The following is a 23,264-nucleotide window of genomic DNA, read 5'->3' as shown; positions in this document are numbered from 1 at the left end:
TTTCGCCTGGCCCGCACAGTTTGCGGCGAACGCTATCCACCACTGGACGCATGCCTGAGGTTCTTCTCGTGCCTGATATGAAGCTTTTTGCTGGTAACGCCACCCCGGAACTAGCACAACGTATTGCCAACCGCCTGTACACTTCCCTCGGCGACGCCGCTGTAGGTCGCTTTAGCGACGGCGAAGTCAGCGTACAAATCAATGAAAATGTACGCGGTGGTGATATTTTCATCATCCAGTCCACCTGTGCTCCAACAAATGACAACCTGATGGAACTGGTTGTTATGGTCGACGCCCTGCGTCGCGCTTCAGCAGGCCGTATCACTGCTGTTATTCCTTACTTCGGCTATGCCCGTCAGGACCGTCGAGTCCGTTCCGCGCGTGTGCCAATCACTGCCAAAGTTGTCGCTGATTTCCTCTCCAGCGTTGGCGTTGACCGTGTTCTGACCGTTGACCTGCATGCAGAACAGATCCAGGGCTTCTTCGACGTTCCGGTTGATAACGTATTCGGTAGCCCAATCCTGCTGGAAGACATGCTGCAGCTGAATCTGGATAACCCAATCGTGGTTTCTCCGGACATCGGCGGCGTGGTACGTGCTCGTGCTATCGCTAAGCTGCTGAACGATACCGACATGGCAATCATCGACAAACGCCGTCCACGCGCTAACGTTTCTCAGGTGATGCACATCATCGGTGACGTTGCTGGCCGTGACTGCGTGCTGGTTGACGATATGATCGATACCGGCGGTACGCTGTGTAAAGCAGCAGAAGCGCTGAAAGAGCGTGGTGCCAAGCGCGTATTCGCCTACGCGACTCACCCGATCTTCTCCGGTAATGCAGTAAACAACCTCCGCAACTCCGTTATCGACGAAGTAGTGGTGTGCGATACCATCCCACTGAGTGACGAGATCAAAGCGCTGCCAAACGTGCGCACCTTGACCCTGTCCGGGATGCTGGCCGAAGCGATTCGTCGTATCAGCAACGAAGAATCTATCTCAGCAATGTTCGAACACTAATCGAACACGGCCGAAAAACCCGCTGCGGCGGGTTTTTTTGTCTCTGATATTTATTTGTATGATCAATGCCTCCTTCACCTGCCATTCATATGACAGATGATGCGCACACGGATGAGAGATAATTGTGAAACACGTAACCTCCTCACATGTTCTTCCCTTTCGCGCCCTCATCGACGCTTGCTGGAAAGAGAAATACACCGCTTCACGTTTTATGCGTGACCTTATTGCCGGTATCACCGTCGGGATTATCGCCATTCCGCTCGCCATGGCACTGGCGATTGGCAGCGGCGTAGCACCGCAGTATGGGCTTTACACGGCGGCCGTCGCCGGGATTGTGATTGCGCTAACGGGCGGGTCTCGCTTCAGCGTTTCCGGCCCGACAGCTGCATTTGTGGTGATCCTCTATCCCGTTTCTCAGCAGTTTGGCCTGGCAGGCCTGCTGGTCGCCACCCTGATGTCCGGCGTCTTTTTGATCCTGTTTGGTCTGGCCCGTTTTGGCCGGCTGATTGAATACATTCCCCTTTCCGTGACGCTGGGGTTCACCTCCGGGATTGGCATTACCATCGGGACAATGCAGATCAAGGACTTCCTCGGCCTGCAGATAGCCCACGTCCCTGAACATTACCTGCAAAAAGTCGGGGCGCTGTTTATGGCGCTCCCCACCGCCAACCCCGGCGATGCCGCCATCGGGATTGTTACCCTGGGCACGCTGATTATCTGGCCTCGTTTAGGCATTCGTCTGCCTGGCCACCTGCCCGCCCTGCTGCTGGGCTGTGCGGTGATGGCCATCGTTAATCTCTTTGGTGGGCACGTCGCGACCATTGGATCTCAGTTCCACTATGTTCTGGCTGACGGTTCACAGGGAAGCGGTATTCCTCAACTGTTACCACAACTGGTACTGCCATGGGATATGCCGGGTTCCAGCTTCACCTTAAGCTGGGACTCCCTGCGCGCCCTTCTGCCCGCGGCCTTCTCAATGGCGATGCTGGGGGCCATTGAATCCCTGCTCTGTGCCGTCGTGCTGGACGGCATGACCGGCACCAAGCATAAAGCCAACAGCGAACTGGTTGGGCAGGGTCTGGGCAACCTCATCGCCCCGTTCTTTGGCGGTATTACGGCAACAGCGGCCATCGCCCGCTCTGCGGCAAACGTACGTGCCGGGGCGACGTCGCCGGTATCGGCAGTTATCCACTCCGTGCTGGTGATCCTCGCCCTGCTGGTCCTCGCTCCGCTGCTCTCCTGGCTGCCGCTTTCAGCCATGGCTGCCCTGCTGCTGATGGTGGCGTGGAACATGAGCGAAGCACATAAGGTGGTCAATCTGCTGCGTCGCGCACCGAAAGACGACATCATCGTGATGCTGATTTGTATGTCGCTGACCGTGCTGTTCGATATGGTTATCGCCATCAGCGTCGGGATCGTGCTGGCCTCCCTGCTGTTTATGCGCCGTATAGCGCAGATGACGCGCCTTTCCCCGGTTAACGTAGAGGTACCTGACGATGTGCTGGTGCTGCGTGTGATTGGCCCGTTGTTCTTTGCCGCCGCGGAAGGTCTGTTCAGCGAACTGGAAACCCGTATCGTGGGCAAACGCATTGTGGTGCTGAAATGGGATGCCGTGCCGGTGCTGGATGCGGGTGGTCTGGATGCCTTCCAGCGCTTCGTTTCGCGTCTGCCGGAAGGCTGCGAACTGCGGGTGAGTAATCTCGAATTCCAGCCGCTGCGCACCATGGCGCGCGCGGGCGTGCAGCCTATCCCTGGCCGCCTGGCCTTTTATCCCAACCGTGAAGCCGCGTTAGCGGATCTGTGAATGCCCTGATGCAGAGAAACGTCTCTGCATCATCACGGCTATCGCCTGCTGGAGCCATGCAAGCACGGCAGGCGTCATCCATGTCCCTTTCATCAGATGCGCCTCCTGCTGCATGGCAACGCGAAACTTTTGCTGGGTTTCAGGATTCGTTCCCGCGTATGACTGGAACAATACCCGCCAGTGTTCAGCGAGCATTTGCGCCTCATCGGAAGACGGGTCAAGGTTTTCCCGCTGCGCCTGATGCAATTTCGCTACCAGTGGCGGCCACTCCATCATGCGTTCAAAATAGTGTGCGCGGGTAAAGGCCATCTCTTCTGCAGAGAGATACTTTTCCCAGATGGCAAGCTTCGATTCGGCAAACGCCCGCGTAATGTAGTCAGTCATTTCCGCCGTAATACCCGTCTGCTCACGCATCTGCGGCTCGACGCTGTGCATCTCGTTCAGCCGGGTGAGAAATTCCGGCTTACCTCCCGTATCCTGCTCCAGGCGTGACATCCAGCGCGTCGCCAGATCCCTGGCACGGGGATCCGAAACGTCGATATTATGCTTCAGCAGGCTATTTGCCTCAGCGACCAGACCTGACCAGATATCCGCAAGTGCCTCCTTCTGTACGGCAAACGGCAACTGCTGTAACTCCTCTTTGCTAAACCAGCGTTCGTACATATTCATTAACTCCAGAGTCTGTAGCCAGGATTCCAGATTGGGTGCCGCATCGTCGGTAAGCCCGGTACGCAATTCCACCAGCCTCTCGCGCAGCGTCAGCATGCTGCGCAGTTGCTTATCCAGCAAACTGATTTGCGCATCGAGTAATTCGGTTAACGACAGCGACTCCTGTTTCAGAAAATCCCTGATTTCAGCAAGTTCCAGCCCGGCTTTTGCCAGCACCTGAATCATATGCAGACGTTGCACATCCGCCAGATTATACAGCCGGTAACCTGCCGCACTTCTGGCAGAAGGCAGTAACAACCCTGTTTGCTCATAGTGATGCAATGTTCGCACGGTGATCCCGGCACGTTTCGCGAGTTCACCCACCTGAATCAACATAACTGCTCCTTTTACTTTGCCAGTGGCACCACTCTGAAGCCTTACGTTACGTGAGGGTCAACCTTTCATGCAAAAAAAAACGACTCCATAAGGAGCCGTTTCGGTGTTCTTTCGTCGTAGCACGTTAGCTGTGTTTGTGCTGGTCCCTGCGGCAGCGCTTATCGTAATGGCGCACCCACCAGTATTTATCGCAGACTTCCTCATGACCACTCACGCGTGCACCGGCAAGCCATAGCACTGCACCAAGGAAGATACTCAATACCGCGCCATGCGCGAAGTATTGCGGAAGGTCAAGCTGCGGCAATTGGTTTAAAATTGAATAACCCACGCCAGCGACCATCACAAACAGTCCCAACCCCATCAGCACATTACCGAGTATCGAAGCGTTTTTGCGTTTCATATGTCACCTCCGGAACTTTGGGTTGTAAGGGGAAAAGCCCCTGATCCTTGTGTGTAAAGTATAGACAACGGCTCTTTTATGAGTTGCGTGAATGATCACATTTACAGATAACTCCCAGACAAAAGTTTACAAATAAGGCATTGAACAGCTTGAAATTCTAATTGTTCAGATAAGTAATTATTCATATCTCGCGGTTCGGGCAGCAGAATTTTGTCAAGCGGCGCGTCAGACAGTAAACTACGCGCCAGATCTGGAACCCATTAGGAATTGAATCGTGACGATTAAACTGATTGTCGGCCTCGCGAACCCAGGCGCAGAGTACGCGGCGACCCGCCACAATGCCGGCGCCTGGTACGTTGATCTGCTGGCCGAACGGTTACGTGCTCCCCTGCGTGAAGAACCAAAATTCTACGGGTATACCTCACGTATCAATCTTGCTGGCGCAGATGTCCGTCTGCTGGTGCCCACCACCTTTATGAACCTGAGCGGCAAAGCTGTTGCAGCCATGGCGACGTTTTATCGCATTAACCCGGATGAAATTCTGGTGGCCCACGATGAACTGGACCTGCCCCCCGGTGTGGCAAAATTCAAACTGGGCGGTGGTCATGGCGGTCACAATGGTCTGAAAGACATTATCAGCAAGCTGGGCAATAACCCCAATTTCCACCGTTTGCGTGTGGGAATCGGCCATCCGGGCGACAAAAACAAAGTTGTCGGTTTTGTGTTAGGTAAGCCACCGGTTTCTGAGCAGAAACTGATTGACGAAGCGGTTGACGAAGCGGTGCGCTGCACCGAAATCTGGCTGCAGGATGGCCTAACCAAAGCGACAAACCGCTTACACGCTTTCAAAGCGCAATAATCCGCCCGATACGGCTTTTTTACCGCGCGTGGTGCGGGTTACGTGTATAATAGGCGTAGTTATTTACTTTTCATCAATCGGTTATCGTTAACGGATTGATTATCAAGATATTAAGGTGATTTAGAAATGGGATTCAAATGCGGTATCGTCGGTCTGCCAAACGTGGGCAAATCCACCCTGTTCAACGCGCTCACCAAAGCAGGTATTGAAGCGGCGAACTTCCCGTTCTGTACCATCGAACCGAACACCGGCGTTGTGCCAATGCCCGATCCGCGTCTGGACCAGCTCGCGGAAATCGTGAAGCCACAGCGCATTCTGCCGACCACCATGGAGTTCGTGGACATCGCGGGCCTAGTGAAAGGTGCATCCAAAGGCGAAGGCCTCGGTAACCAGTTCCTGACCAACATCCGTGAAACGGAAGCAATTGGTCACGTTGTCCGTTGCTTCGAGAACGACAACATCATCCACGTTAACAACAAAGTGGACCCAGCTGACGACATCGAGGTGATCAACACCGAGCTGGCACTGTCTGACCTCGACACCTGTGAACGCGCTATTCACCGCGTGCAGAAGAAAGCCAAAGGTGGCGACAAAGACGCGAAAGCAGAATTGGCTGCGCTGGAAAAATGTCTGCCACAGCTGGAAAACGCGGGCATGCTGCGCGCGCTGAAAAACCTGACGGAAGAAGACAAGGCGGCAATCAAATACCTGAGCTTCCTGACTCTGAAGCCAACTATGTACATTGCCAACGTTAACGAAGACGGTTTCGAGAACAACCCATACCTGGACAAAGTGCGTGAAATCGCGGCGGCTGAAGGTTCAGTGGTTGTAGCGGTTTGCGCTGCCGTTGAATCCGACATCGCAGAGCTGGACGACGCTGACCGTGATGAATTCATGGCCGAGCTGGGTCTGGAAGAGCCGGGCCTGAACCGCGTGATCCGTGCAGGCTATGAGCTGCTGAACCTACAGACCTACTTCACCGCAGGCGTGAAAGAAGTGCGTGCGTGGACCATCCCTGTCGGTGCGACTGCACCTCAGGCGGCCGGTAAGATCCACACCGACTTCGAGAAAGGCTTCATTCGTGCGCAGACTATCGCATTTGAAGACTTCATCACCTACAAGGGTGAGCAAGGCGCGAAAGAAGCAGGCAAGATGCGTGCGGAAGGGAAAGATTACATCGTTAAAGATGGCGATGTGATGAACTTCCTGTTTAACGTTTGATTTGTTTTGAATGAAAAAAATCCACGCTTTGGCGTGGATTTTTTTATTCCGGGGTTAAAACACATTTTCCAGGAGTTCTGTTTTCATGCTGGGTTCAAAGGGAATGATTTCAACAGTCGCAAGTTTTAACTTCTGAAAAGGATCCTCGCGTAAGCGCTCTTCAAGAGAGGCAAGACTCTCGCACTTAGCGAGAATGACACCGCCGTTTCTTGGGATCCGTCTACCGGACGCCAGAAAAATCCCCTCTGCATACCCCTTTTTTAGCCACTCAACATGAGCAGGTATCGCTGCGTCGATTTCATCGAGTGGTTTTATATAGGTCAAAATGACAATGTAAACCGTGCTCATCCTTTGCCTCTTAACTCTGTTTTTTTAAATCGCTTGTTGGAACTGCTGATACAGTCCCTGTTTTGCCACCGGTTATAGTTATCATTTTTTTTAGCTCTTTTGATCTTAATATGCAGGGCCCGATTGAGACAACGCGTTACGCTTCATATCCCAGGAATAAAACCAATCATGCCAACCATTTTGTTTTGCTGGATAGCTACAGAAAACGACCACTTCCTTTGACAGATTGAATGTTAAGTAATAGAAAGTCGCACCTTCAGGAGGTGCAGATCAAAATAATTTTTCGCCCTGAGTATCGAAGATGGTCAAAACGGTTGGTAATGGCTTAGACTCGCTTAACGCAAAGACTAACTGGCGTGTTGAGTCGACCATTGCATGGTCTAAAAATGGCATACTAACCACTCTGTTACTTTCACCACTAGCCCAATGAAGCAGGTTATTTTCTTTAAAATAAATGAGATTTTCAATCCTTCGTAAACCTCAACTTTTAAAGTTTGATTTTTTCCAAATAACCTTCAAAAAGCCCCACAAGATATACCCGGCATCGTGCTGGTTGCACTTCTTTATACGTTAATACACTAGAAAAATCTTTCAAACACTTTGAACATGTATTTTTCGAAACATCTAATTGGCTATCGCCGTAGCTATATTTCTTATGTTCACTAACAAGCTTCACACCTCTCATTTTCTTAACCAAAAAGCTTTTTACCTCTTCAGTAAGCGTGTCAAACTCATATGAGTTTACGATAGAGTAGACTATTACCCCGTCACATTCAGGGCATGATATTTCCTTTCCATACTCTATGAAATCATTGTCAATGCCATCGAGGACTAATAACTTCTTTTTAAGTCGATTAGTTATTTTCATTTCCTCTATAACCTTTAACTCCAATAATAACAAGTAAGATTAAAAGTAAATGAATGATGTTATTAGTCAATAACTTAATTTAGGCAAGCCTTGGTTATTGATTATATTGAATTCCAAACTATATATATACCATGGTTGAATGACTTTGTCTCATACGAGACAGAAATTCGACCCCATTCATAATCCCATCTAATCATTTCTGTTTTCGTAACATCAGGAACCCCTAAATTCAGAGAAAGGCTTAGCCAATCAGACAAGCTTTTCACTGAGTTATTTAGCATGTTAATATTAGTTCTCGCATCCCAGTCCTTTAGGGATTTATAATATTCACTATCCTTATCGACAAGATGAACCATAAAAGGAAAACCAAAACATATTGGACGTATAATAGCTTGAAATTCTTTTTCGAAAAATACTGTTGAGTCAATAAGATAGTGATGAGGCATAATGTTTTTTATAGCTTTGTGCTTTATTGATTTGTGGTAAAAGTCACAATTACAAAATCCTTCTTCACTATCTATCTCTAAACTTAGACCATCCAGGTTTAGCTCACCGGTAATCGGGTTTAAATTTAATTCAAGCATATTGCCTTGCTCCAATTTTGAGTAACCCATAGATAATGGCAATATAATTACCTTCTCATAGCACTTATATGAAAAGCATTTTCCATGCGTGCAAATCACATACTTTATACGCAAGGCGCATGCTGGAATTTTCACCATGGCACCAAAATTCACTTACATCAATTTATTCACGCTGGTATGTAAGAACCATTTCCAATGGAATCTTTGTGACAATAAAACCTTATTGCCAATGGTTCAATAAATTAATCCACATTTCTTTTTCTCCAGCGATGACTTTTATATTTTCTCTATTTTCTTTTACATACTGCATGTACGTTTCATAAATAGCTCTTATTGTCACAGTTTTGTCAGAGCGAGAAGCTTCAATCAAAGTTATTAGCTTTTCTAAATAACGTGCTGACTCTACTCTTGACTTAAAAAACTCCTTGAGATAGTCGAGCACCTCATTGTATGAATCGTAATTCATTATTCCTCCGGAAAAATATCAATTTTGTCGAAAGTAATTCCCCGTTTTTCTGCGTGCATTTGTTCTACGCCCCCCTTTCCCATACTGCGGATAAGCATTTGTAAATTGTTCTAATGGTGCACCAACTTCATCCCCAAACATTCTTGGATGCCTCACTTGAGAAGTACCATTTTCATAAGGTTGCAATGTATCAAATATCCCTCTAATTCTTGCATCACTCCAAGAAACATCCGCTGGTAAAGTCGGATCAACTTTATCAGGACCTTTTATCTGAAACGCATCACGAGTCGCTTTACCCATATAAAATTTTTCGAATCCAAAATACGTTACAGGCGCTTTTTTAGTTTCGAGAAGACCAGGAACCCATTTATCTAAACTGCCATCGTCATTCAAATATCGGACATAACGATAAGCAGTTGAAGGCATTGTAGCGCCTGGACCAGCAGGCCCAACATAGAAATCAGGTTTTGTTTTACCGCTACACTCACGACTCCCCCCCACAGATCCACCCATCCCAGCGCATTCGGCGCATACTGGTAAAGGTTTATCCCCCCCCGCCAGCCCTATCGGGTCCTGCTGCGTAAACCGCCCGCAGTCCGGGTCGTAATACCGGAACAGATTCTAGTGCAGCCCTGTCTCACGGTCCAGGTATTGCCCCTGCATCCGCAGGTTCTGAGAATATCCTGATACCTACGTTTCACTTTCCTGCAGCAGACGGAACCCTTCCCAGAAAAACCGGATGCTGACCCGGCTTGCCTGTTGGCTGTCCGCCCATCATCTGGCGTCGCGTTTTATTGATGCGGCGGCCGAGCGGATCGTAGCGGAAGCTGACCTGCGTCTGCGTTTTGTTGCGGTCCCGTGGCTGGCTGATGACTTCCGTCAGACGGTGCTCGCCGTCGTAGCGGTAATGCCAGCGGGTCTGGCTGTTATCCTTCTCCATGGTGCGGGCGTGTATGTTACAACTCCAGCGAATGTCGTTCAGCTGCGTCAGGCGGTTGTGCGTGACCTTCTCAGCAGAGTCTTCCTGCGGGTTACCGGCAGCGTACCGTTCTGAACCAGCAAACGCCCGGCGCTGTCGTACTGCCAGCTGAACGGGTTATCGTCACGCTCTTCCCGCACCAGTTATTGCGCTAGTCGTAATCCCAGCGGCGCTGGGCATCGTCAGTGAATACATCCCGACGATGCAGTCGACCAAGAAGTTCGTACTCGCTGAGGGTGGTCAGCAACCCCTGGGTGCGGCTGGCCTCCCGGTGGGACCTCACGGGTATGCTGACACTTGTTGTGAATAAGGATAAGCAAGGAGCGTAAGAGGCAGCCAAAACGCGTGCGGAAGGGAAAGATTATCGTTATACATGACGATGTGATGAACTTCTTGTTTAGCATTTGATTTGAATGAAAAAATCCACGTCAAAGCGTGGTTTTTATATTTCTTAAGTTTTAATTTAATTACTATTAACCTTAAAAAATACCATCTTTGAGAGGATGTTCCTTAATCCCCCCCCAAGGGTCGTCTAACAAAAACTTAGCAGCAATAGCTTCTTTTGTAGGTACAAGGGTGAAATTATAGTAAATTTCATCTCCTTCACAAACCTCATAGAAGAGCGAATAAAGTTCATCGTGCAACTCTAAATTCAAATAAAACTTCTCAGTTGCAGAAGCGATTTGCAGCTTATGTTTATCCGTAATGAAAAATGGTACAACAATACAGCGCTGAGCATTTTCATCCAATTTGAAAGCATTCTCTATTTTGATATTGACGTTTGCTCCAAACGCGTCCTCTGGTAATGGATCGAATATAACATAATCCTTGTGAAGAACAGCACCTTGAGAAACATTACCCTTTCCCCACTGACTCAGCTTTTCGTCATAGTCTCGGGATCGTAACACTATTTGACTATGTGAAATCAGTAGATCAACTATTTGTATTTTTTTATCATTCATTACATTACCTCGATTTTTATTATCGTTCTACCAATAATGTGAGTCCAGGCCATCAAAAATAAAATACCTGTGATATTTTTAAGGTGTTAATGAGTGGCGGTAATACGAAATCTGACAGGGGAAGCACCCTACCCCTGATGCTCAAATATTGGTCAGGATATTATCGGCAAGCTCAAACCCTGAAACCCCCATTGTTGTGTAATTAGGGTATTCGGCAACAGATAACCGCCTGATTTCGTCCTCTCCATTATATAAACCACCAGCATAATTAAATATTTTCAATTGTTTTTTTTCTTCTGTAAGATCAGTGTGACCAATAATTTTCCAAACGCCCTTGCTGATATTTTGGTTGCCGGTAAAGATAACTTTCGTCTCTTTACCAAACCTTTCAAAACTTAGCGGTGTTAATGAACCGCCATCAATAAGTTCTTCAGCCTGCTGTATTGATAATATGCAGAACCCTATTGCTTGCTTAAATTTTTTGCTTGGAGCAAAAAAAATATGACAAATCGCATATTTCCCATTGCTCAATGGAATGACAAAGATGTCACCCTCTTTGTATTTTACTTTCATAAGCCATTACCTTTCAGTATTGATAACGCATCATTCAATACTTTTCCACCCCAATCACTGTTTTGACCCACAATATCATATGTGCCAGCCTTTGGGTTATTAGGACTATACGATCTGATTTCATTGAGGAGATTTGTTAAAGAATTCGTTGACTTAGCTCCACCATTAAGATCCATAATTCTTTGTTCCAAGTATTTAGCTTCAGCTATGGTCAACTGTTCCAAATGAGATTTACCCTGTGTATTCGCATGGCTATTCAAACGCGTTGGTGCATCCCCACGTCCTACATAGATAATATTCTTTCCATCGTGTAGCACATACAACCCTTGTCCATTTACAGGATCATAATGTTTACCTGCCCCCCACCCCTACGTGTAGAAGGTAAAACCTTACAAGGTGTTAGACCTAAAGGATCAGTCCAGATTATAGGATTAGGAGCATAGCTGTAAAGATTTAACCCGCCATTTAACCCTATCGGGTCCTGCTGCGTAAACCGCCCGCAGTCCGGGTCGTAATACCGGAACAGATTGTAGTGTAGCCCTGTCTCACGGTCCAAGTATTGCCCCTGCATGCGCAGGTTCTGAGAATATCCTGATACCTGCGTCTCGCTTTCCCACAGCAGCTTGCCCCGGCGCTGTTCACCGCTTCCCTGCGCACCTGCCCAGGCAGCGTACCGTCCTGAACCAGCAAACGCCCGGCGCTGTCGTATTGCCAGCGGTACCAGCTGAACGGGTTATCGTCATGCTCTTCCCGCACCAGATTATTGCGGTAGTCGTAATCCCAGCGGCGATGCAGTCGGCTAAGACGGACAGGTGGTCAGCAACCCTTGGGTGCGGCTGATCTCACGGTGAAGTTCGTCGCGGCTAAAATCTGAGACCGACAGCTTATTGAGAGCAGGATGAACAAGGCGCGAAGAAGCAGGCAAGATGCGTGCGGAAGGGAAAGATTACATTGTTAAAGATGGCGATGTGATGAACTTCTTGTTTAACGTTTGATTTATTTTTTATTGCAGGGTCAAAATACATTTTCCAGGAGTTCTGTTTTCATGCTGGGTTCAAAAGGAATGGGATCAGCAGTCGCAAGCTTTAACCTCTGAAAAGGATCTTCGCGCAAGCGCTCTTCAAGAGAGGCAAGACTCTCACACTTAGCGAGAATGACACCATCGTTTCTTGGGATCCGTCTACCGGACGTCAGGAAAATTCCTTCTGCGTATCCCTTTTTAAGCTACTCAACATGAGCAGGTATCGCTGCGTCAATCTCTTCGAGTGGTTTTATAAAGGTCAAAATAACTATGTAAACCGTGCTCATCCTTTGCCTTTCCGTTAGGTTTTTCTCTAAGTAATAATTAAGTCGTTCGTTGGACCTACAGAAACAGTTCCTCTTATGCCATAAGATCACGTTATAATTTTTAGCGGAAACTTTAATCTTAAAAGGGATCACTATGAGATATTATTTTACGCTTCACCATAATAATTCCATAACATACGATACAAACTGGTAAGCTCTTTATTTTTAAGCTTTTTATTTCACTTGATCACTAAAAATAAAGTTTTCTTCTGCCAGTTTATTTTTTTCCTTGTATTCCTTTTCCCACTCGAAGTATCCGTCAGGTTCATTTGGAGAAACTCCTGTTGTCCAATATTGATCACCATAAGCAATTAACATTGCCCAATGATATTCATTTTCATGACTGCGCAAAGCAATAGACATGTAATCATTTTCCGTAAAACGAACAAGTGGAGAGGCTAATACTATTCGTTCAGCCTCACTCTCTGTTTTATTCGCATATTTAACAATGATCGCTTTAATTAACTCAACCCAACTATAGTAATTAAAAACAACACTTTCATTTGAATCATTAAATTGGATACCATTGATAATATTCATTGCCCTTTACACCTTTGTTTTACTTTGTAACGATCAAACACGGTTGCAGCTTTATTTAAGAAAATAGCAAGCTGTGAACCTATGGGCTTAGCCTTTCCTCCTTTTTTTACAGCACCAGGGTTTGCTAACATTGGCATCATAACTATGTGCAAGTGTATTGGCTCTACCCTGAGTTACAAATTTAGCCCATTCATTATCAGCAGACTCAAATACTTTTATATTTAGTTTATTCAGGTCTCAATTCTGCCCATTTAATAGCCGGTGATTTATCAGTATTTAGAGATAAATACCCTCTTCTAATGCATTTTCAGTAAACGCTGCTTTTGTAAAGGAAAAGAGAACATCCGCACCTTGTTTTGTATATTTAACTTCATAATTACCAGGTTCTAAAGTAATAAACTCATCTGACATAGCTTCGGAGTCATCAGGATCAAGGGCGCCGCCCGTAACATTCTCCCCCGCCCCGATGAAAACTTTCCCAGAAGATACGCTTAAGAATTATGCAACTGTATACTTACCAACATCGTATCTAATATTGACATTATAGGTTCCGTCACCACCAAGATTGGAGATCACATATTGCATTTTTATTTCTTCATCTTTTGGTTGACTGCACCAATCTTCATCCTCATTAATTCTATGCTTTAATAGCATCAAATCATAAATAACTAATACGGCAGTATCGGTTTCTATAGTTATAAATTATCAAGTAATAAATGAAGGGATTAGGTTAAAAATAGGTATAAGCCCACCTGGCACTCAAAAATCTTACAATATGTTTTTTTATAAGCTAATCATCATAACATGCTGCGGTAAAAATAAAAGACCGAAAAACACAAACTACTCACCGACCTGCATATTAGTTAATTATACTTTCTATAGATTTTACAACGCTTTTATAGAATTGAATCGACTCTTCACCGATTAGTATATTCTCAATCGGCGAGTTTACTGCCACGCCATGATGATCATATATTTTATTTCTAACAGGGTTTTTAAAATAATGTTGAGGTAAGACATCCACTTCGCGCATGTCGATAGTTTTAAACGTTACGAAATAACCGTTTTTCCAACATGAATTATCAGTAATAATTGGCGACAGCAGCAAATTATCTTTTGCCAATACAGCATCTTCTTGAAGCGAAGATGTAAAATAGTTATATATATATATAACTATGGCATTCTTGAACGGGCCGACATCTATTTTACCCAAAGAGACCATGCCATAGCCTAACCGACCATCATTTAACTGAAAGTAAAAAACATCGCCTTCTTTAGGCCATTTTTTTTGATTTTCTTTTGCTGGCACTATAGTAAGTCTATCGGCCATTTTCCATTAACCCTATTATTTAAGCCAATTTCCGCCACACATAATAGCATCCGAGTATAACTTTCTTGTCGGACTTATGCTATTGATAGAATTTTAAAAGTGGGGATTATTGTGAATAATTTCTGGTTCTCTGATCCACGCATGACCGCAATTTAACAGTTCTTCAGTAATTCTAACTATTTTGTCGAACATTTCACCAAGTCACCAAGCTGTACAGCACGGATATCTACATCCTTAGTGATCCCTACATAGATAGGTCTGACATCTTTATATCTTAAATACACATGGGTATTATTTCTACTTTTTTCTTTTAATCCACTCAGCAAAAGACATGTTTCTCATTGATCGTTTAGGGCATCAGTTTTTGCAAACGGTTAAACCAACAGGATCCACCCACCCCAGCGCATTCGGCGCATACGGGTAAAGGTTTATCGCCCCACCAGCCCTATCGGCCCCTGCTGCGTAAACCGCCCGCTGTCCGGATCGTAATACCGGAACAGATTGTATGCAGCCCGGTCTCACAGTCCAGGTATTGCCCCTGCATACGCAGATCCTGGGAATAACATGATATCTGCGTCTCGCCTTTTCGCAGCAACTTGCACCAGGCGTTGTCTACCCCTCTCCAGCGCACCTGCCCTTCACTATCCATCATTCGCTCCGGCATGCCGTTAGGATGGCAGTAGAACCAGGAAATCTCAGGTCAGCAACGCCATCAATACGCGCCAGCGGATCGTAGCTCTCCTGATCGCTGTAGACATAGGTCAACGGCACATTCCCCGCACTTCCTGCAGCAGGCGGACCCCCTCTCAAGCAAACCGGGTGGTGATGGGCTTACCGGTTAGCTTTACGCCAGCGAATACCATTCAGCTGTGTCAGCCAATCTTACTCGCTACGGATGGTCAGCAGCCCTGCGTAAGGCTGGTCTCACGGTGGAGTACGTCGCGAGTATACTAACCGCTAATCGAGAGCAAGGTGCAAAAGAAGCAGACGAGGTTCGTGCGGAAGGGAAAGACTATATTTTTAAAGATGGCATCGTGTTAACCTATTGTTTAAATTGTAAATTTAACAAGTTAACTATCTTATGCCCTCTTGCGCATAGAGAACTTAAGGTATTTTTAGGCCGATCCTGAAAAGCACGCTGTTTTCCATAAACATAAGCATCGTTAAAATATTTATTCGCTTCCTCGAATAATTCCACTCGTAACGGACCGTACCGAGGTCGATCAATGGCGCAGTGCCTATATTCGTTCGACGTGTGCGTAATGTGGTCTCTCCCCATTTCTTCGCCTTATCATACTCCGCGAGATCGAAGTAAAGGCTGTACAAGCATACAAATATCCAGTTGGCAAGTTCCAATGCACCCTTCAGCTAAGATAGCGCTTTCTGGACTTGTTGTTATTGCTCAAAGCCTCGATGTAGTTCTTGTTATCGTGTAACTCGTTTCCTTTTCAATAGTATTTATTATAGATATTTGCATACTAAAGTCCTTGCCTATGTCAATAATGCATTTATTTTAGAGCGGCAAATAAGCCTTACTAAAAAAACCGTATCTAAATTTAACTTAAAATTATAAAGTCAATACAGTACAATCAATCATCTTATAACAAATATTTTTTAATATTAATGACTCTATAATACTCCAATCACCACCACCAAGGCCAGCTCCTATTCTTGGCATTTGTACTGAAAGACGATTCACCAACGCAAAGTCAGACAATTTTGCGAGACAAACATCTAAGAATTCATAGCATACATATTGATTATCATCATTGTTATTTTTCTTGATCCCATCCTGTGCAAACATATTAGCAACAAATATCCTTTTTTGATCATCAACCATAACAAAATCTACCGTACCTAATTCTGGAACGCCGTTATCTTTAAAATTGTTGTGATAGTTTTCCTTCGAAGCAGGATATTTTTTCGAAAGAGACAAAACAAATCCCTTTCCCCATTTGCCTTTGTTATTTACAATGTGAGCAATGATTGTGGATTTGTTCAAACACTTTACAGCATCTCCGGATAAATACTTTATTCGGTTTTTTTCTTTAAATGAATCGAGTGAATCCATCCAGACACTTTCAAATTCTTCATTTGAAATCTCTTCAGAGTCACTTAAGTCTAAGTCGCTTTTCTTACCATCATAAAGCAGGAAACCTACTTGTTCGTTTTTATCTAACAAAGAGGAAGAAGCATAATACTCACCATCAACAATATTTATTTGACGTGTCGCGACATCTCCTATAAATTCACTAAGAATGCACCCTTGCCCAGAGATAAAATCAACGTTTCCTTTAAAATATTTTTTCTCCAACTACAATCCCTCCCTCTTTTAACAATTCTTTTAGAATCATCAAAATCTTTTATATACAAGATCAAAAGTGTATTTTCTCGTGATTCAATTACCATCTAAGCCAATAGCAGCTATTTCGGCAAAATGGCTTATTCCTTTTAATTTTCTTGCATTACCATATCTATCAACTTCTAATTGGCCTAGTAACATTTTCACAATTGCATCAATATCTTTGAAGTGTTAGTCCGCCAATCATTTCAGGTATGATATTAATGAAGTATTGTCCATCCTCGAAGCGGACAAGTATATCTCCTGTTGAAGGTCTTATTACACCACTCTTCGTGATATCTTTCATCTCTTCTTCGGCTGTATCATGAATCAATGTGTAAGAAGTCAACCCCACCCAATCGCATTCGGCGCCTACGGGTAAAGGTTTATCCTCCCACTAGCCCTATGTGTCCTGCTGCGTAAACCGCCCGCAGTCGGGGTCGTAATACCGGAACAGATTGTAGTGCAGTCCTGTCTTATGGTTCATCTATTGCGCCGGCATACGCTGGCTCAGAGAATATCCAGATACCATCGTCTCACTTTCTCGCAGCAGCTTGCCCCAGGCGCTGTTCACCGCTTCCCAGCGCACCTGCCCTTCGCTATCCGTCATCCGCGCCGTTCGGCTGACAGTAGAAACAGAAAATCTCCGGTGCTTCCACGCCGTCAATGCGCGCCAGCGGGTCCTAGCTGTCCTGATCGCTGTAGACACAGTTCAGCGGCACATCCCCGTGCACTTCCTGCAGCAGACGGAACCCTTCCCAGACAAACCGGGTGGTGACCGGCTTGCCGGTTGGCTGTCCGCCCAGCATCTGGCGTCGCGTTTTGCTGATGCGGCGACCGAGTGGATCGTAGCGGAAGCTGACCTGCGTCAGGCGGTTGTGCGTGACCTTCTCAACAGAATCTTCCAGCGTGTTACCGGCAGCATCCCAGCGCCACTGCTCCTTGCCGGGCAGCGTGCCGTCCTGAACAAGCAAACGCCCGGCGCTGTCGTACTGCCAGCGGTACCAGCTAAACGGGTTATCGTCCCGCTATTCCCGTATCAGGTTATTACGGTAGTCATAATCCCAGCGGCGATACCCGCATCGCGGTGCCGGACGTTGGGCATTGCCAGTAAAGACGTCCCGGCGATGCAGTCGACCAAGACGGTCGTACTCACTGCGGGTGGTCAGCAGCCCTGGGTGCGGCTGGTTTCACGGTGAAGTTCGTCGCGGCTAAAATCTGAGACCGACAGCTTATTGAGAGCAGGGTGAACAAGGGGCGAAGAAGCAGGCAAGATGCGTGCGGAAGGCAAAGATTACATCGTTAAAGATGGCGATGTGATGAACTCTTGTTTAACGTTTGATTTCCTTACGGGGTCAAAACACATTTTCCAGGAGTTCTGTCTTCATACTGGGTTCAAAAGGAATGATTTCGGCAGTCGCAAGTTTTAACCTCTGAAAAGGATCCTCGCATAAGCGCTCTTCATGAGAGGCAAGACTCTCACACTTAGGGAGAATGACATCACCGTTTCTTGGGATCCGTCTACCGGACGTCAGGCCCCCCCCTCTACGTATCCTTTTTTAAGCCACTCAACATGAGCAGGTATCGCTGCGTCAATCTCTTCGAGTGGTTTTATATAGGTTAAAATAACTATGTAAACCGTGCTCATCCTTTGCCTCTCAGTTAGGTTTTTACGCCGATTGTTGGAACTGTTTATGCAGCTCCTCTTTTGCCACCCGGTATTGTTATAACGTTTATGTGTATTTTAATCTTAATACGCGGGTCCGGATTGGGAAAATACGTTATGCATCATATGAAAAACCAATCATGCCAGCCGTTTTTTTACCGCATAACTACAGACAATGATGACTTCCCTTGGAAGAGTGAATGTTAAGCAATAAAAAAGTCCCTTGGGGAGGTGCAGACAAATATACTTTGTCACACAGTGCATTGAAGTTTGTCAAAACGGCTGGTAACGGCTTTTGTTCATTTAATACAAAGACTAATTAACGTGTTGAATCTAACATTGCATAGTCTAATAATGATATGCCGAAAGTATATTTTTACCGTTTAACGATCACAATGCTTCTATAATCTGTTTCATTTTTTATCCAGAATATTTCATCTTGAGGTAACGTTCCATCACTGCAGAAATCAACAAGTTCACCTAACCATCCATCAGGAACATATTTGTGATAATGCGTATTCTCAACATATTCAGAATATAGTCGCTTACTATCAAAGTCTATAAATAAATCCGGCATTAGATCATATATATCCCACCAGGTTGTTTTTTCTGAAAGCCTATTGTAAAACGCCACAGACATATCATCCTTATTGTATAAATAACCCTCTTTAATTAAGTTATCAATGAATATTTGTACGTTTTCTTCATTTACTACTGGTATGTCATATCTTTCTTTATGGATATCCTGTAAGTTAATTTCCACCCCGTTTTTCACAAAATCGTCTACCCATTTAACTCTGTCCAAAACCCACATTTCTTTAAAGGCAACGAACCAGTAAAATCTTCCTTCGTTCTTCACTATTACAAGGAGTTCATCATCTTTATTAACATTCATATAGTAACCTATTTTACATTCCCCGAGCCTGGAATCGCTACTTCTTCAAGCCATTCTGCCCACATTGATGGTAATTCATACGATCTACCTGGCGTTGTCGGATCGACACGCTTAGGAGCTAACCAACCTTGATTTAACGGATTAGTACGATAAACGGCCTGAGGTATTGCACTTTCTTCTATGAAATCCGCCATCCACTTAGGAAGTTGAAAGGAGACAATTTCTGCATTACCACCTCTAATATCAAGGAAATGCTGAGCATGCGAGCTATCTCCAATACTGATATTTAAGGTTCCACTATTTAAGTGGTCCACGCTGAATTTTGGGGTTATTAGCAGAATCTAATTTGATTCTGACCCGACTTGCATTTGGTGGAATTCCCGCTTGAACCCTAAATATAGACTCAGTTGCATTGGGATCCCCTCTCTTGCATAGACCCAGCGGAGCTATTCAACCTAATGGATTAGGAGCATAGCTGTAAAGATTTAACCCGCCATATAGCCCTATCAGATCCTGCTGCGTAAACCGTCCGCAGCCCGGGCCGTAATACCGGAACAGTTTGTAGTGCAGCCCTGTCTCACGATCCAGGTATTGCCCCTGCATCCGCAGGTTCTGGGAATATCCTGATACCTGCGTTTCACTTTCCCGCAGCAGCTTGCCCCAGGCGCTGTTCATCCCTTCCCAGCGCACCTGCCCTTCAATATCCGTCATCCGCTCCGGCGTGCCGTTCGGCTGATAGTGGAACCAGAAGATCTCCGGGGCATCCACGCCATCAATGCGCGCCAGCGGGTCGTAGCTGTCCTGATCGCTTTAGACACAGGTCAGCGGCACGACCCCGTGCACCTCCTGCAGCAGGCGGACCCCTTCCCAGACAAACCGGGTAGTGACCGGCTTGACGGTTGGCTGTCCGCCCATCATCTGGCGTCGCGTTTTGCTGATGCGGCGACCGAGCGGATCGTAGCGGAAGCTGACCTGCGTCTGCGGTTTGTTGCGGTCCCGCGGCTGGCTAATCACTTCCGTCAGGCGATCTTCACCGTCGTAGCGGTAGTGCCAGCGGGTCTGGCCGTTATCCTTCTCCACAGTGCGGCCGTGGATATCATAGCGCCAGCGAATGCCGTTCAGCTGCGTCAGGCGGTTGTCCGTGACCTTCTCAGCAGAACCTTCCAGCGGGTTACCGGCAGCATCCCAGCGGCACTGCTCCTGGCCAGGCAACGTGCTGTCCTGTACAAGCAAAATATTGAGGGTAAGGGTCAGCAAGGTGCGTAAGGAGGAAGCCCGAATGCCTGTTGAAGGTAAAGATTACATCGTTAAAGATGGCGACGTGGTGAACATCTTGTTAACGTTTGATCTGTTTTGAATGGAAAAAATCCACGCTTTGGCATGGATTTTTTTCATATGGGGGACTCATTTCGCCACCAGAATAATATTTATAGTTGGATTGGTTTGTAGTTTATAATTTTATCAGCAATTTCTTCTGCGCTAAGTTCTTCATAATAAATGTAATTGGCTGCCTGAGGGTCTGCGACACTTCTACAAAGTAGGTCAATGTTGTTATCAGCTTCCTCTTCTGTACCTTCACTACGTTGGATTTTTTTTATCAGTTCAATAAGCTCTTGTCTTTGCATATTACTCCTTAAAAAGGATAAGCACGGTCTAGTGTGTCAAGGTGATATCTTGGCGTAATAATTACCAGATTATCAACATCATATACACCGCCTCCAGGTTGGGCAGGGGTTCTATGGTGTAGTACAAAATATCTATTTTTCACGTTCCATTGCATAGCATGCGCTATTGGAGCTTTCCGCCCCGCATTCTGGTAACATTTGATGAACAACATTGCTTTGAAAGATGCGAATCGAAATATCCCCCTATACAGAAGTTCTCGCTAAAATCATCAAAGGATTTTACTTCCCGGCCTCGTAATTTATCGACAATAGAAGATGGGAATAAACTTGCATCACCATGCTATTTCGCTGAAATAGCGTTAATTGCAGTCAGTTAATACAAACCCTAATAATATGATTTTATATCTGACAGCCTGACTTTCACCCTCAGCTAAAACTATATGCAAAACATTGCCTGCAAACAAACTGGAATAAACATAAATATCTAAATCGTTATATTTATAGGAGGGGCTTAGATCATCGCTATATGTTTTAACCTTTATCCCAGAGATATTTTTCAAGATTTGTTTTTTTAAATCATCATGTATACCCCAAAGAGGTTTGGCATCTTCATTTTTGAAAACAATCTCGCAATCTAACTTTGGTATGGATATTTTTTCTGAATAATCATAAAAATCATCATCCTTTCCATCATATATTGTTCTCTTGGGTTTAAAATTATAACTTCCCAGACTCATGAAATTTATTTCTCTCTAATTTTTTATCAGCCAATAGTTGTTTTATTGATTTAGATAGTGCATATTGAGTTCCCCCTCCTGGTTGTTCAAACCAAGGTATCGCGGGTCCTGCATATGCATGTACCGGAGCAACCGCTTCGTAGGTTTTATATGTTTTATCTAGCGTATCCAAAGGCAAGGCTCGGCTTTCGAAAGATGCTCCAGCAGGAGATACGAAAGTTCCTGTATCACTGAAAGTCCCATCGTTGATACGACCACCATATCTGTCAATTTTAGTTCCCGGTTTCAATGTTATCGGCGTAGCTTTGGTAAGCCCTTTATTTGGAGGCCATGCTCCAGGTCCCATAAAGGATTCTAAGCTTTGCCAGTCTTGGTTTTTCCATAATTTATATGCTTTTGAAGCATCTGTCCGTGTTTTGAAAAACACCTTTTGATTTGGATTGGAAACCATTCCATTCATTTTGACACCGACTCACCCCCCACGGATCCACCCCAGCGCATTCGGCGCATACTGGTAAAGGTTTATCCCCCCGCCAGCCCTATCGGGTCCTGCTGCGTAAACCGCCCGCAGTCCGCGTCGTAATACCGGAACAGATGTAGTGCAGCCCTGTCTCACGGTCCAGGTATTGCCCCTGCATCCGCAGGTTCTGAGAATATCCTGATACCTGCATCTCGCTTTCCCGCAGCAGCTTGCCCCAGGCGCTGTTCACCCCTTCCCAGCGCACCTGCCCTACGCTATCCGTCATCCGCTCCGGCGTGCCGTTCGGCTGACAGTGAAACCAGAAGATCTCCGGTGCTTCCACGCCATCAATACGCGCCAGCGGATCGTAGCAGTCCTGACCGCTATAGACACAGGTCAGCGGCACGTCCCCGTGCACTTCCTGCAGCAGGCGGAACCCTTCCCAGACAAACCGGATGCTGACCGGCTTGCCGGTTGGCTGTCCGCCCAGCATCTGGCGTCGCGTTTTGCTGATGCGTCGTCCGAGCGGATCGTAGCGGAAGCTGACCTGCGTCTGAGGTTTGTTGCGGTCCCGCGGCTGGCTGATGACTTCCGTCAGACGGTGCTCACCGTCGTAGCGGTAGTGCCAGCGGGTCTGGCCGTTATCTTTCTCTATGGTGCGGCCGTGAACGTCATAGCGCCAGCGAATGCCGTTCAGCTGCGTCAGGCGGTTGTGCGTAACCTTCTCAGCAGAGCCTTCCAGCGGGTTACCGGCAGCAACCCAGCGCCACTGCTCCTGGCCGGGCAGCGGGCCGTCCTGAACAAGCAAACGCCGGGCGCTGTCGTACTGCCAGCGGTACCAGCTGAACGGGTTATCGTCCCGCTCTTCCCGTACCAGGTTATTACGGTAGTCATAATCCCAGCGGCGCGGCGACGGACGCTGCGCATTGCCAGTGAATACATCCCGGCGATGCAGTCGACCAAGACGGTCGTACTCGCTGCGGGTTGTAAGCAGTACCCGGGGGCGGCGATTCTCAAGGTGGAGTCGTTCGTCGCGGGTATACTGACAATTTATTGAGGGAAAGGGTAAGCGAGGCGCAAAAAACAAGCAAGATACATGCAAAAGGAAAAAAATGATATTGTCAAAAATGGCTACGTGATGAACTAATTGTTTAACATTTGTTTTTTTGAATCAAAAAATCCACACCAAGGCGTGGATT

At 46.3% G+C, this 23,264-nt stretch carries 24 protein-coding genes and 12 pseudogenes; 7 read left to right on the top strand and 29 right to left on the bottom strand.

What is annotated here, in order from left to right; translation table 11 throughout:
* Positions 1–68: 68 nt before the first annotated feature.
* A complete protein-coding gene (gene prs, locus AM410_RS17610; protein ID WP_003856663.1) occupies positions 69–1,016 on the top strand; it encodes a ribose-phosphate diphosphokinase in 948 nt (315 codons plus the stop codon).
* Between the two features lie 124 nt (positions 1,017–1,140).
* Positions 1,141–2,820 (top strand): C4-dicarboxylic acid transporter DauA, encoded by a 1,680-nt coding sequence (gene dauA, locus AM410_RS17605; RefSeq protein WP_108648185.1) that lies wholly within the window; start codon positions 1,141–1,143, stop codon positions 2,818–2,820.
* Here dauA and AM410_RS17600 read toward each other — a convergent pair.
* Together AM410_RS17600 and ychH are read right to left on the bottom strand one after the other, a co-directional pair.
* Positions 2,806–3,864 (bottom strand): MerR family transcriptional regulator, encoded by a 1,059-nt coding sequence (locus AM410_RS17600; RefSeq protein WP_073397398.1) that lies wholly within the window; start codon positions 3,862–3,864, stop codon positions 2,806–2,808. The two genes, dauA and AM410_RS17600, sit on opposite strands and share 15 nt — an antisense overlap.
* 124 nt (positions 3,865–3,988) lie before the next feature.
* The gene (gene ychH, locus AM410_RS17595) at positions 3,989–4,264 is read right to left on the bottom strand and encodes a stress-induced protein YchH (RefSeq protein WP_014170506.1); all 276 of its coding nucleotides are present in this window, start codon (positions 4,262–4,264) and stop codon (positions 3,989–3,991) included.
* A 274-nt stretch (positions 4,265–4,538) separates the two neighbouring features.
* On the opposite strand from ychH, the gene pth reads away from it, so the two are divergent.
* Together pth and ychF are read left to right on the top strand one after the other, a co-directional pair.
* Positions 4,539–5,123 (top strand): aminoacyl-tRNA hydrolase, encoded by a 585-nt coding sequence (gene pth, locus AM410_RS17590; RefSeq protein ID WP_006175913.1) that lies wholly within the window; start codon positions 4,539–4,541, stop codon positions 5,121–5,123.
* A 126-nt stretch (positions 5,124–5,249) separates the two neighbouring features.
* Positions 5,250–6,344, top strand: a complete 1,095-nt coding sequence (gene ychF, locus AM410_RS17585; protein WP_014170508.1) for a redox-regulated ATPase YchF — start codon at positions 5,250–5,252, stop codon at positions 6,342–6,344.
* Positions 6,345–6,398: 54 nt separating this feature from the next.
* Here ychF and AM410_RS17580 read toward each other — a convergent pair whose 3' ends face one another.
* From AM410_RS17580 to AM410_RS23995, 10 genes and pseudogenes are all read right to left on the bottom strand, one after another.
* Positions 6,399–6,692 (bottom strand): YciI family protein, encoded by a 294-nt coding sequence (locus AM410_RS17580; protein WP_014170518.1) that lies wholly within the window; start codon positions 6,690–6,692, stop codon positions 6,399–6,401.
* 487 nt (positions 6,693–7,179) lie between these two features.
* Positions 7,180–7,560: a hypothetical protein gene (locus AM410_RS17570; RefSeq protein ID WP_073397400.1), complete on the bottom strand. Its 381-nt coding sequence runs from the start codon at positions 7,558–7,560 to the stop codon at positions 7,180–7,182.
* Positions 7,561–7,661: 101 nt separating this feature from the next.
* Complete coding sequence (locus AM410_RS17565; protein WP_049022525.1) at positions 7,662–8,144, bottom strand: hypothetical protein; 483 nt, start codon at positions 8,142–8,144, stop codon at positions 7,662–7,664.
* 220 nt (positions 8,145–8,364) lie between these two features.
* Positions 8,365–8,610, bottom strand: coding sequence for a hypothetical protein (locus AM410_RS17560; RefSeq protein ID WP_049022524.1), 246 nt, complete (start codon positions 8,608–8,610; stop codon positions 8,365–8,367).
* An 18-nt stretch (positions 8,611–8,628) separates the two neighbouring features.
* Positions 8,629–9,036 (bottom strand): hypothetical protein, encoded by a 408-nt coding sequence (locus AM410_RS24185; protein WP_131828540.1) that lies wholly within the window; start codon positions 9,034–9,036, stop codon positions 8,629–8,631.
* 68 nt (positions 9,037–9,104) lie between these two features.
* Positions 9,105–9,863 (bottom strand): annotated as a pseudogene (locus AM410_RS24180) (RHS repeat-associated core domain-containing protein); the annotation flags it as partial.
* Between the two features lie 205 nt (positions 9,864–10,068).
* Positions 10,069–10,551 (bottom strand): competence protein ComJ, encoded by a 483-nt coding sequence (gene comJ, locus AM410_RS17550; RefSeq protein ID WP_041162703.1) that lies wholly within the window; start codon positions 10,549–10,551, stop codon positions 10,069–10,071.
* A gap of 141 nt (positions 10,552–10,692) precedes the next feature.
* Entirely contained in the window at positions 10,693–11,124 is a 432-nt protein-coding gene (locus AM410_RS17545) for an immunity 26/phosphotriesterase HocA family protein (RefSeq protein WP_049023296.1), read from the bottom strand.
* Positions 11,121–11,441, bottom strand: coding sequence for a hypothetical protein (locus AM410_RS24050; RefSeq protein ID WP_175556441.1), 321 nt, complete (start codon positions 11,439–11,441; stop codon positions 11,121–11,123). Before AM410_RS24050 ends, AM410_RS17545 begins: the two co-directional genes overlap by 4 nt.
* A 71-nt stretch (positions 11,442–11,512) precedes the next feature.
* A pseudogene (locus AM410_RS23995) lies at positions 11,513–12,040 on the bottom strand (RHS repeat-associated core domain-containing protein); the annotation flags it as partial.
* On the opposite strand from AM410_RS23995, the pseudogene AM410_RS17535 reads away from it, so the two are divergent.
* Positions 12,036–12,119 (top strand): annotated as a pseudogene (locus tag AM410_RS17535) (DUF933 domain-containing protein); the annotation flags it as partial. The pseudogenes AM410_RS23995 and AM410_RS17535 overlap by 5 nt on opposite strands.
* A gap of 19 nt (positions 12,120–12,138) precedes the next feature.
* On the opposite strand, the pseudogene AM410_RS24175 reads toward AM410_RS17535, so the two are convergent.
* The 9 genes and pseudogenes from AM410_RS24175 to AM410_RS24385 all read right to left on the bottom strand — a co-directional run bounded on the left by AM410_RS24175 (position 12,139) and on the right by AM410_RS24385 (position 17,656).
* Positions 12,139–12,432 (bottom strand): annotated as a pseudogene (locus AM410_RS24175) (YciI family protein).
* Between the two features lie 213 nt (positions 12,433–12,645).
* Positions 12,646–13,011, bottom strand: a complete 366-nt coding sequence (locus AM410_RS17525) for a hypothetical protein (protein WP_049023180.1) — start codon at positions 13,009–13,011, stop codon at positions 12,646–12,648.
* A 276-nt stretch (positions 13,012–13,287) separates the two neighbouring features.
* A pseudogene (locus AM410_RS17520) lies at positions 13,288–13,704 on the bottom strand (DUF6386 family protein).
* A 166-nt stretch (positions 13,705–13,870) separates the two neighbouring features.
* Positions 13,871–14,341, bottom strand: a complete 471-nt coding sequence (locus tag AM410_RS17515; protein ID WP_049023181.1) for an Imm26 family immunity protein — start codon at positions 14,339–14,341, stop codon at positions 13,871–13,873.
* A gap of 369 nt (positions 14,342–14,710) precedes the next feature.
* Positions 14,711–15,180 (bottom strand): annotated as a pseudogene (locus AM410_RS17510) (RHS repeat-associated core domain-containing protein); the annotation flags it as partial.
* Positions 15,181–15,908: 728 nt separating this feature from the next.
* The gene (locus tag AM410_RS17495) at positions 15,909–16,655 is read right to left on the bottom strand and encodes a macro domain-containing protein (protein ID WP_047744796.1); all 747 of its coding nucleotides are present in this window, start codon (positions 16,653–16,655) and stop codon (positions 15,909–15,911) included.
* A gap of 430 nt (positions 16,656–17,085) precedes the next feature.
* On the bottom strand, positions 17,086–17,169 hold the full coding sequence (locus AM410_RS24395) for an RHS repeat-associated core domain-containing protein (protein ID WP_376740034.1): 84 nt from the start codon (positions 17,167–17,169) through the stop codon (positions 17,086–17,088).
* Entirely contained in the window at positions 17,170–17,292 is a 123-nt protein-coding gene (locus AM410_RS24390; RefSeq protein WP_369827181.1) for an RHS domain-containing protein, read from the bottom strand.
* 73 nt (positions 17,293–17,365) lie between these two features.
* A complete protein-coding gene (locus AM410_RS24385; RefSeq protein WP_073397411.1) occupies positions 17,366–17,656 on the bottom strand; it encodes a hypothetical protein in 291 nt (96 codons plus the stop codon).
* A gap of 268 nt (positions 17,657–17,924) precedes the next feature.
* Between AM410_RS24385 and AM410_RS24380 the strand changes: the two are divergent.
* A pseudogene (locus tag AM410_RS24380) lies at positions 17,925–18,024 on the top strand (DUF933 domain-containing protein); the annotation flags it as partial.
* Positions 18,025–18,037: 13 nt separating this feature from the next.
* Here the strand turns inward: AM410_RS24380 and AM410_RS24165 are convergent.
* The 4 genes and pseudogenes from AM410_RS24165 to AM410_RS17470 form a co-directional block, all read right to left on the bottom strand.
* A pseudogene (locus AM410_RS24165) lies at positions 18,038–18,330 on the bottom strand (YciI family protein).
* A gap of 394 nt (positions 18,331–18,724) precedes the next feature.
* Entirely contained in the window at positions 18,725–19,243 is a 519-nt protein-coding gene (locus AM410_RS17475) for a hypothetical protein (protein ID WP_073397415.1), read from the bottom strand.
* 8 nt (positions 19,244–19,251) lie between these two features.
* On the bottom strand, positions 19,252–19,557 hold the full coding sequence (locus AM410_RS23945) for a hypothetical protein (RefSeq protein ID WP_126488231.1): 306 nt from the start codon (positions 19,555–19,557) through the stop codon (positions 19,252–19,254).
* Between the two features lie 139 nt (positions 19,558–19,696).
* Positions 19,697–20,476, bottom strand: a pseudogene (locus tag AM410_RS17470) (RHS repeat domain-containing protein); the annotation flags it as partial.
* 3 nt (positions 20,477–20,479) lie between these two features.
* Here AM410_RS17470 and AM410_RS24310 point away from each other — a divergent pair.
* Positions 20,480–20,600: pseudogene (locus tag AM410_RS24310) on the top strand (DUF933 domain-containing protein); the annotation flags it as partial.
* 70 nt (positions 20,601–20,670) lie between these two features.
* Here AM410_RS24310 and AM410_RS17460 read toward each other — a convergent pair.
* The 4 genes and pseudogenes from AM410_RS17460 to AM410_RS17445 all read right to left on the bottom strand — a co-directional run.
* Positions 20,671–20,868 (bottom strand): bacteriocin immunity protein, encoded by a 198-nt coding sequence (locus AM410_RS17460; RefSeq protein ID WP_063215743.1) that lies wholly within the window; start codon positions 20,866–20,868, stop codon positions 20,671–20,673.
* A gap of 8 nt (positions 20,869–20,876) precedes the next feature.
* Positions 20,877–21,181, bottom strand: a pseudogene (locus tag AM410_RS24305) (colicin); the annotation flags it as partial.
* Between the two features lie 46 nt (positions 21,182–21,227).
* Positions 21,228–21,605 (bottom strand): hypothetical protein, encoded by a 378-nt coding sequence (locus AM410_RS17455; protein WP_073397423.1) that lies wholly within the window; start codon positions 21,603–21,605, stop codon positions 21,228–21,230.
* Positions 21,586–23,107, bottom strand: a pseudogene (locus AM410_RS17445) (glycohydrolase toxin TNT-related protein); the annotation flags it as partial. The gene AM410_RS17455 and the pseudogene AM410_RS17445, both read right to left, overlap by 20 nt.
* Between the last annotated feature and the right edge of the window lie 157 nt (positions 23,108–23,264).

This window comes from Enterobacter cloacae complex sp. FDA-CDC-AR_0164, assembly GCF_003071645.1.
GTDB lineage: Bacteria > Pseudomonadota > Gammaproteobacteria > Enterobacterales > Enterobacteriaceae > Enterobacter > Enterobacter ludwigii.
This window is presented reverse-complemented; position numbering and strand designations above follow the sequence as displayed.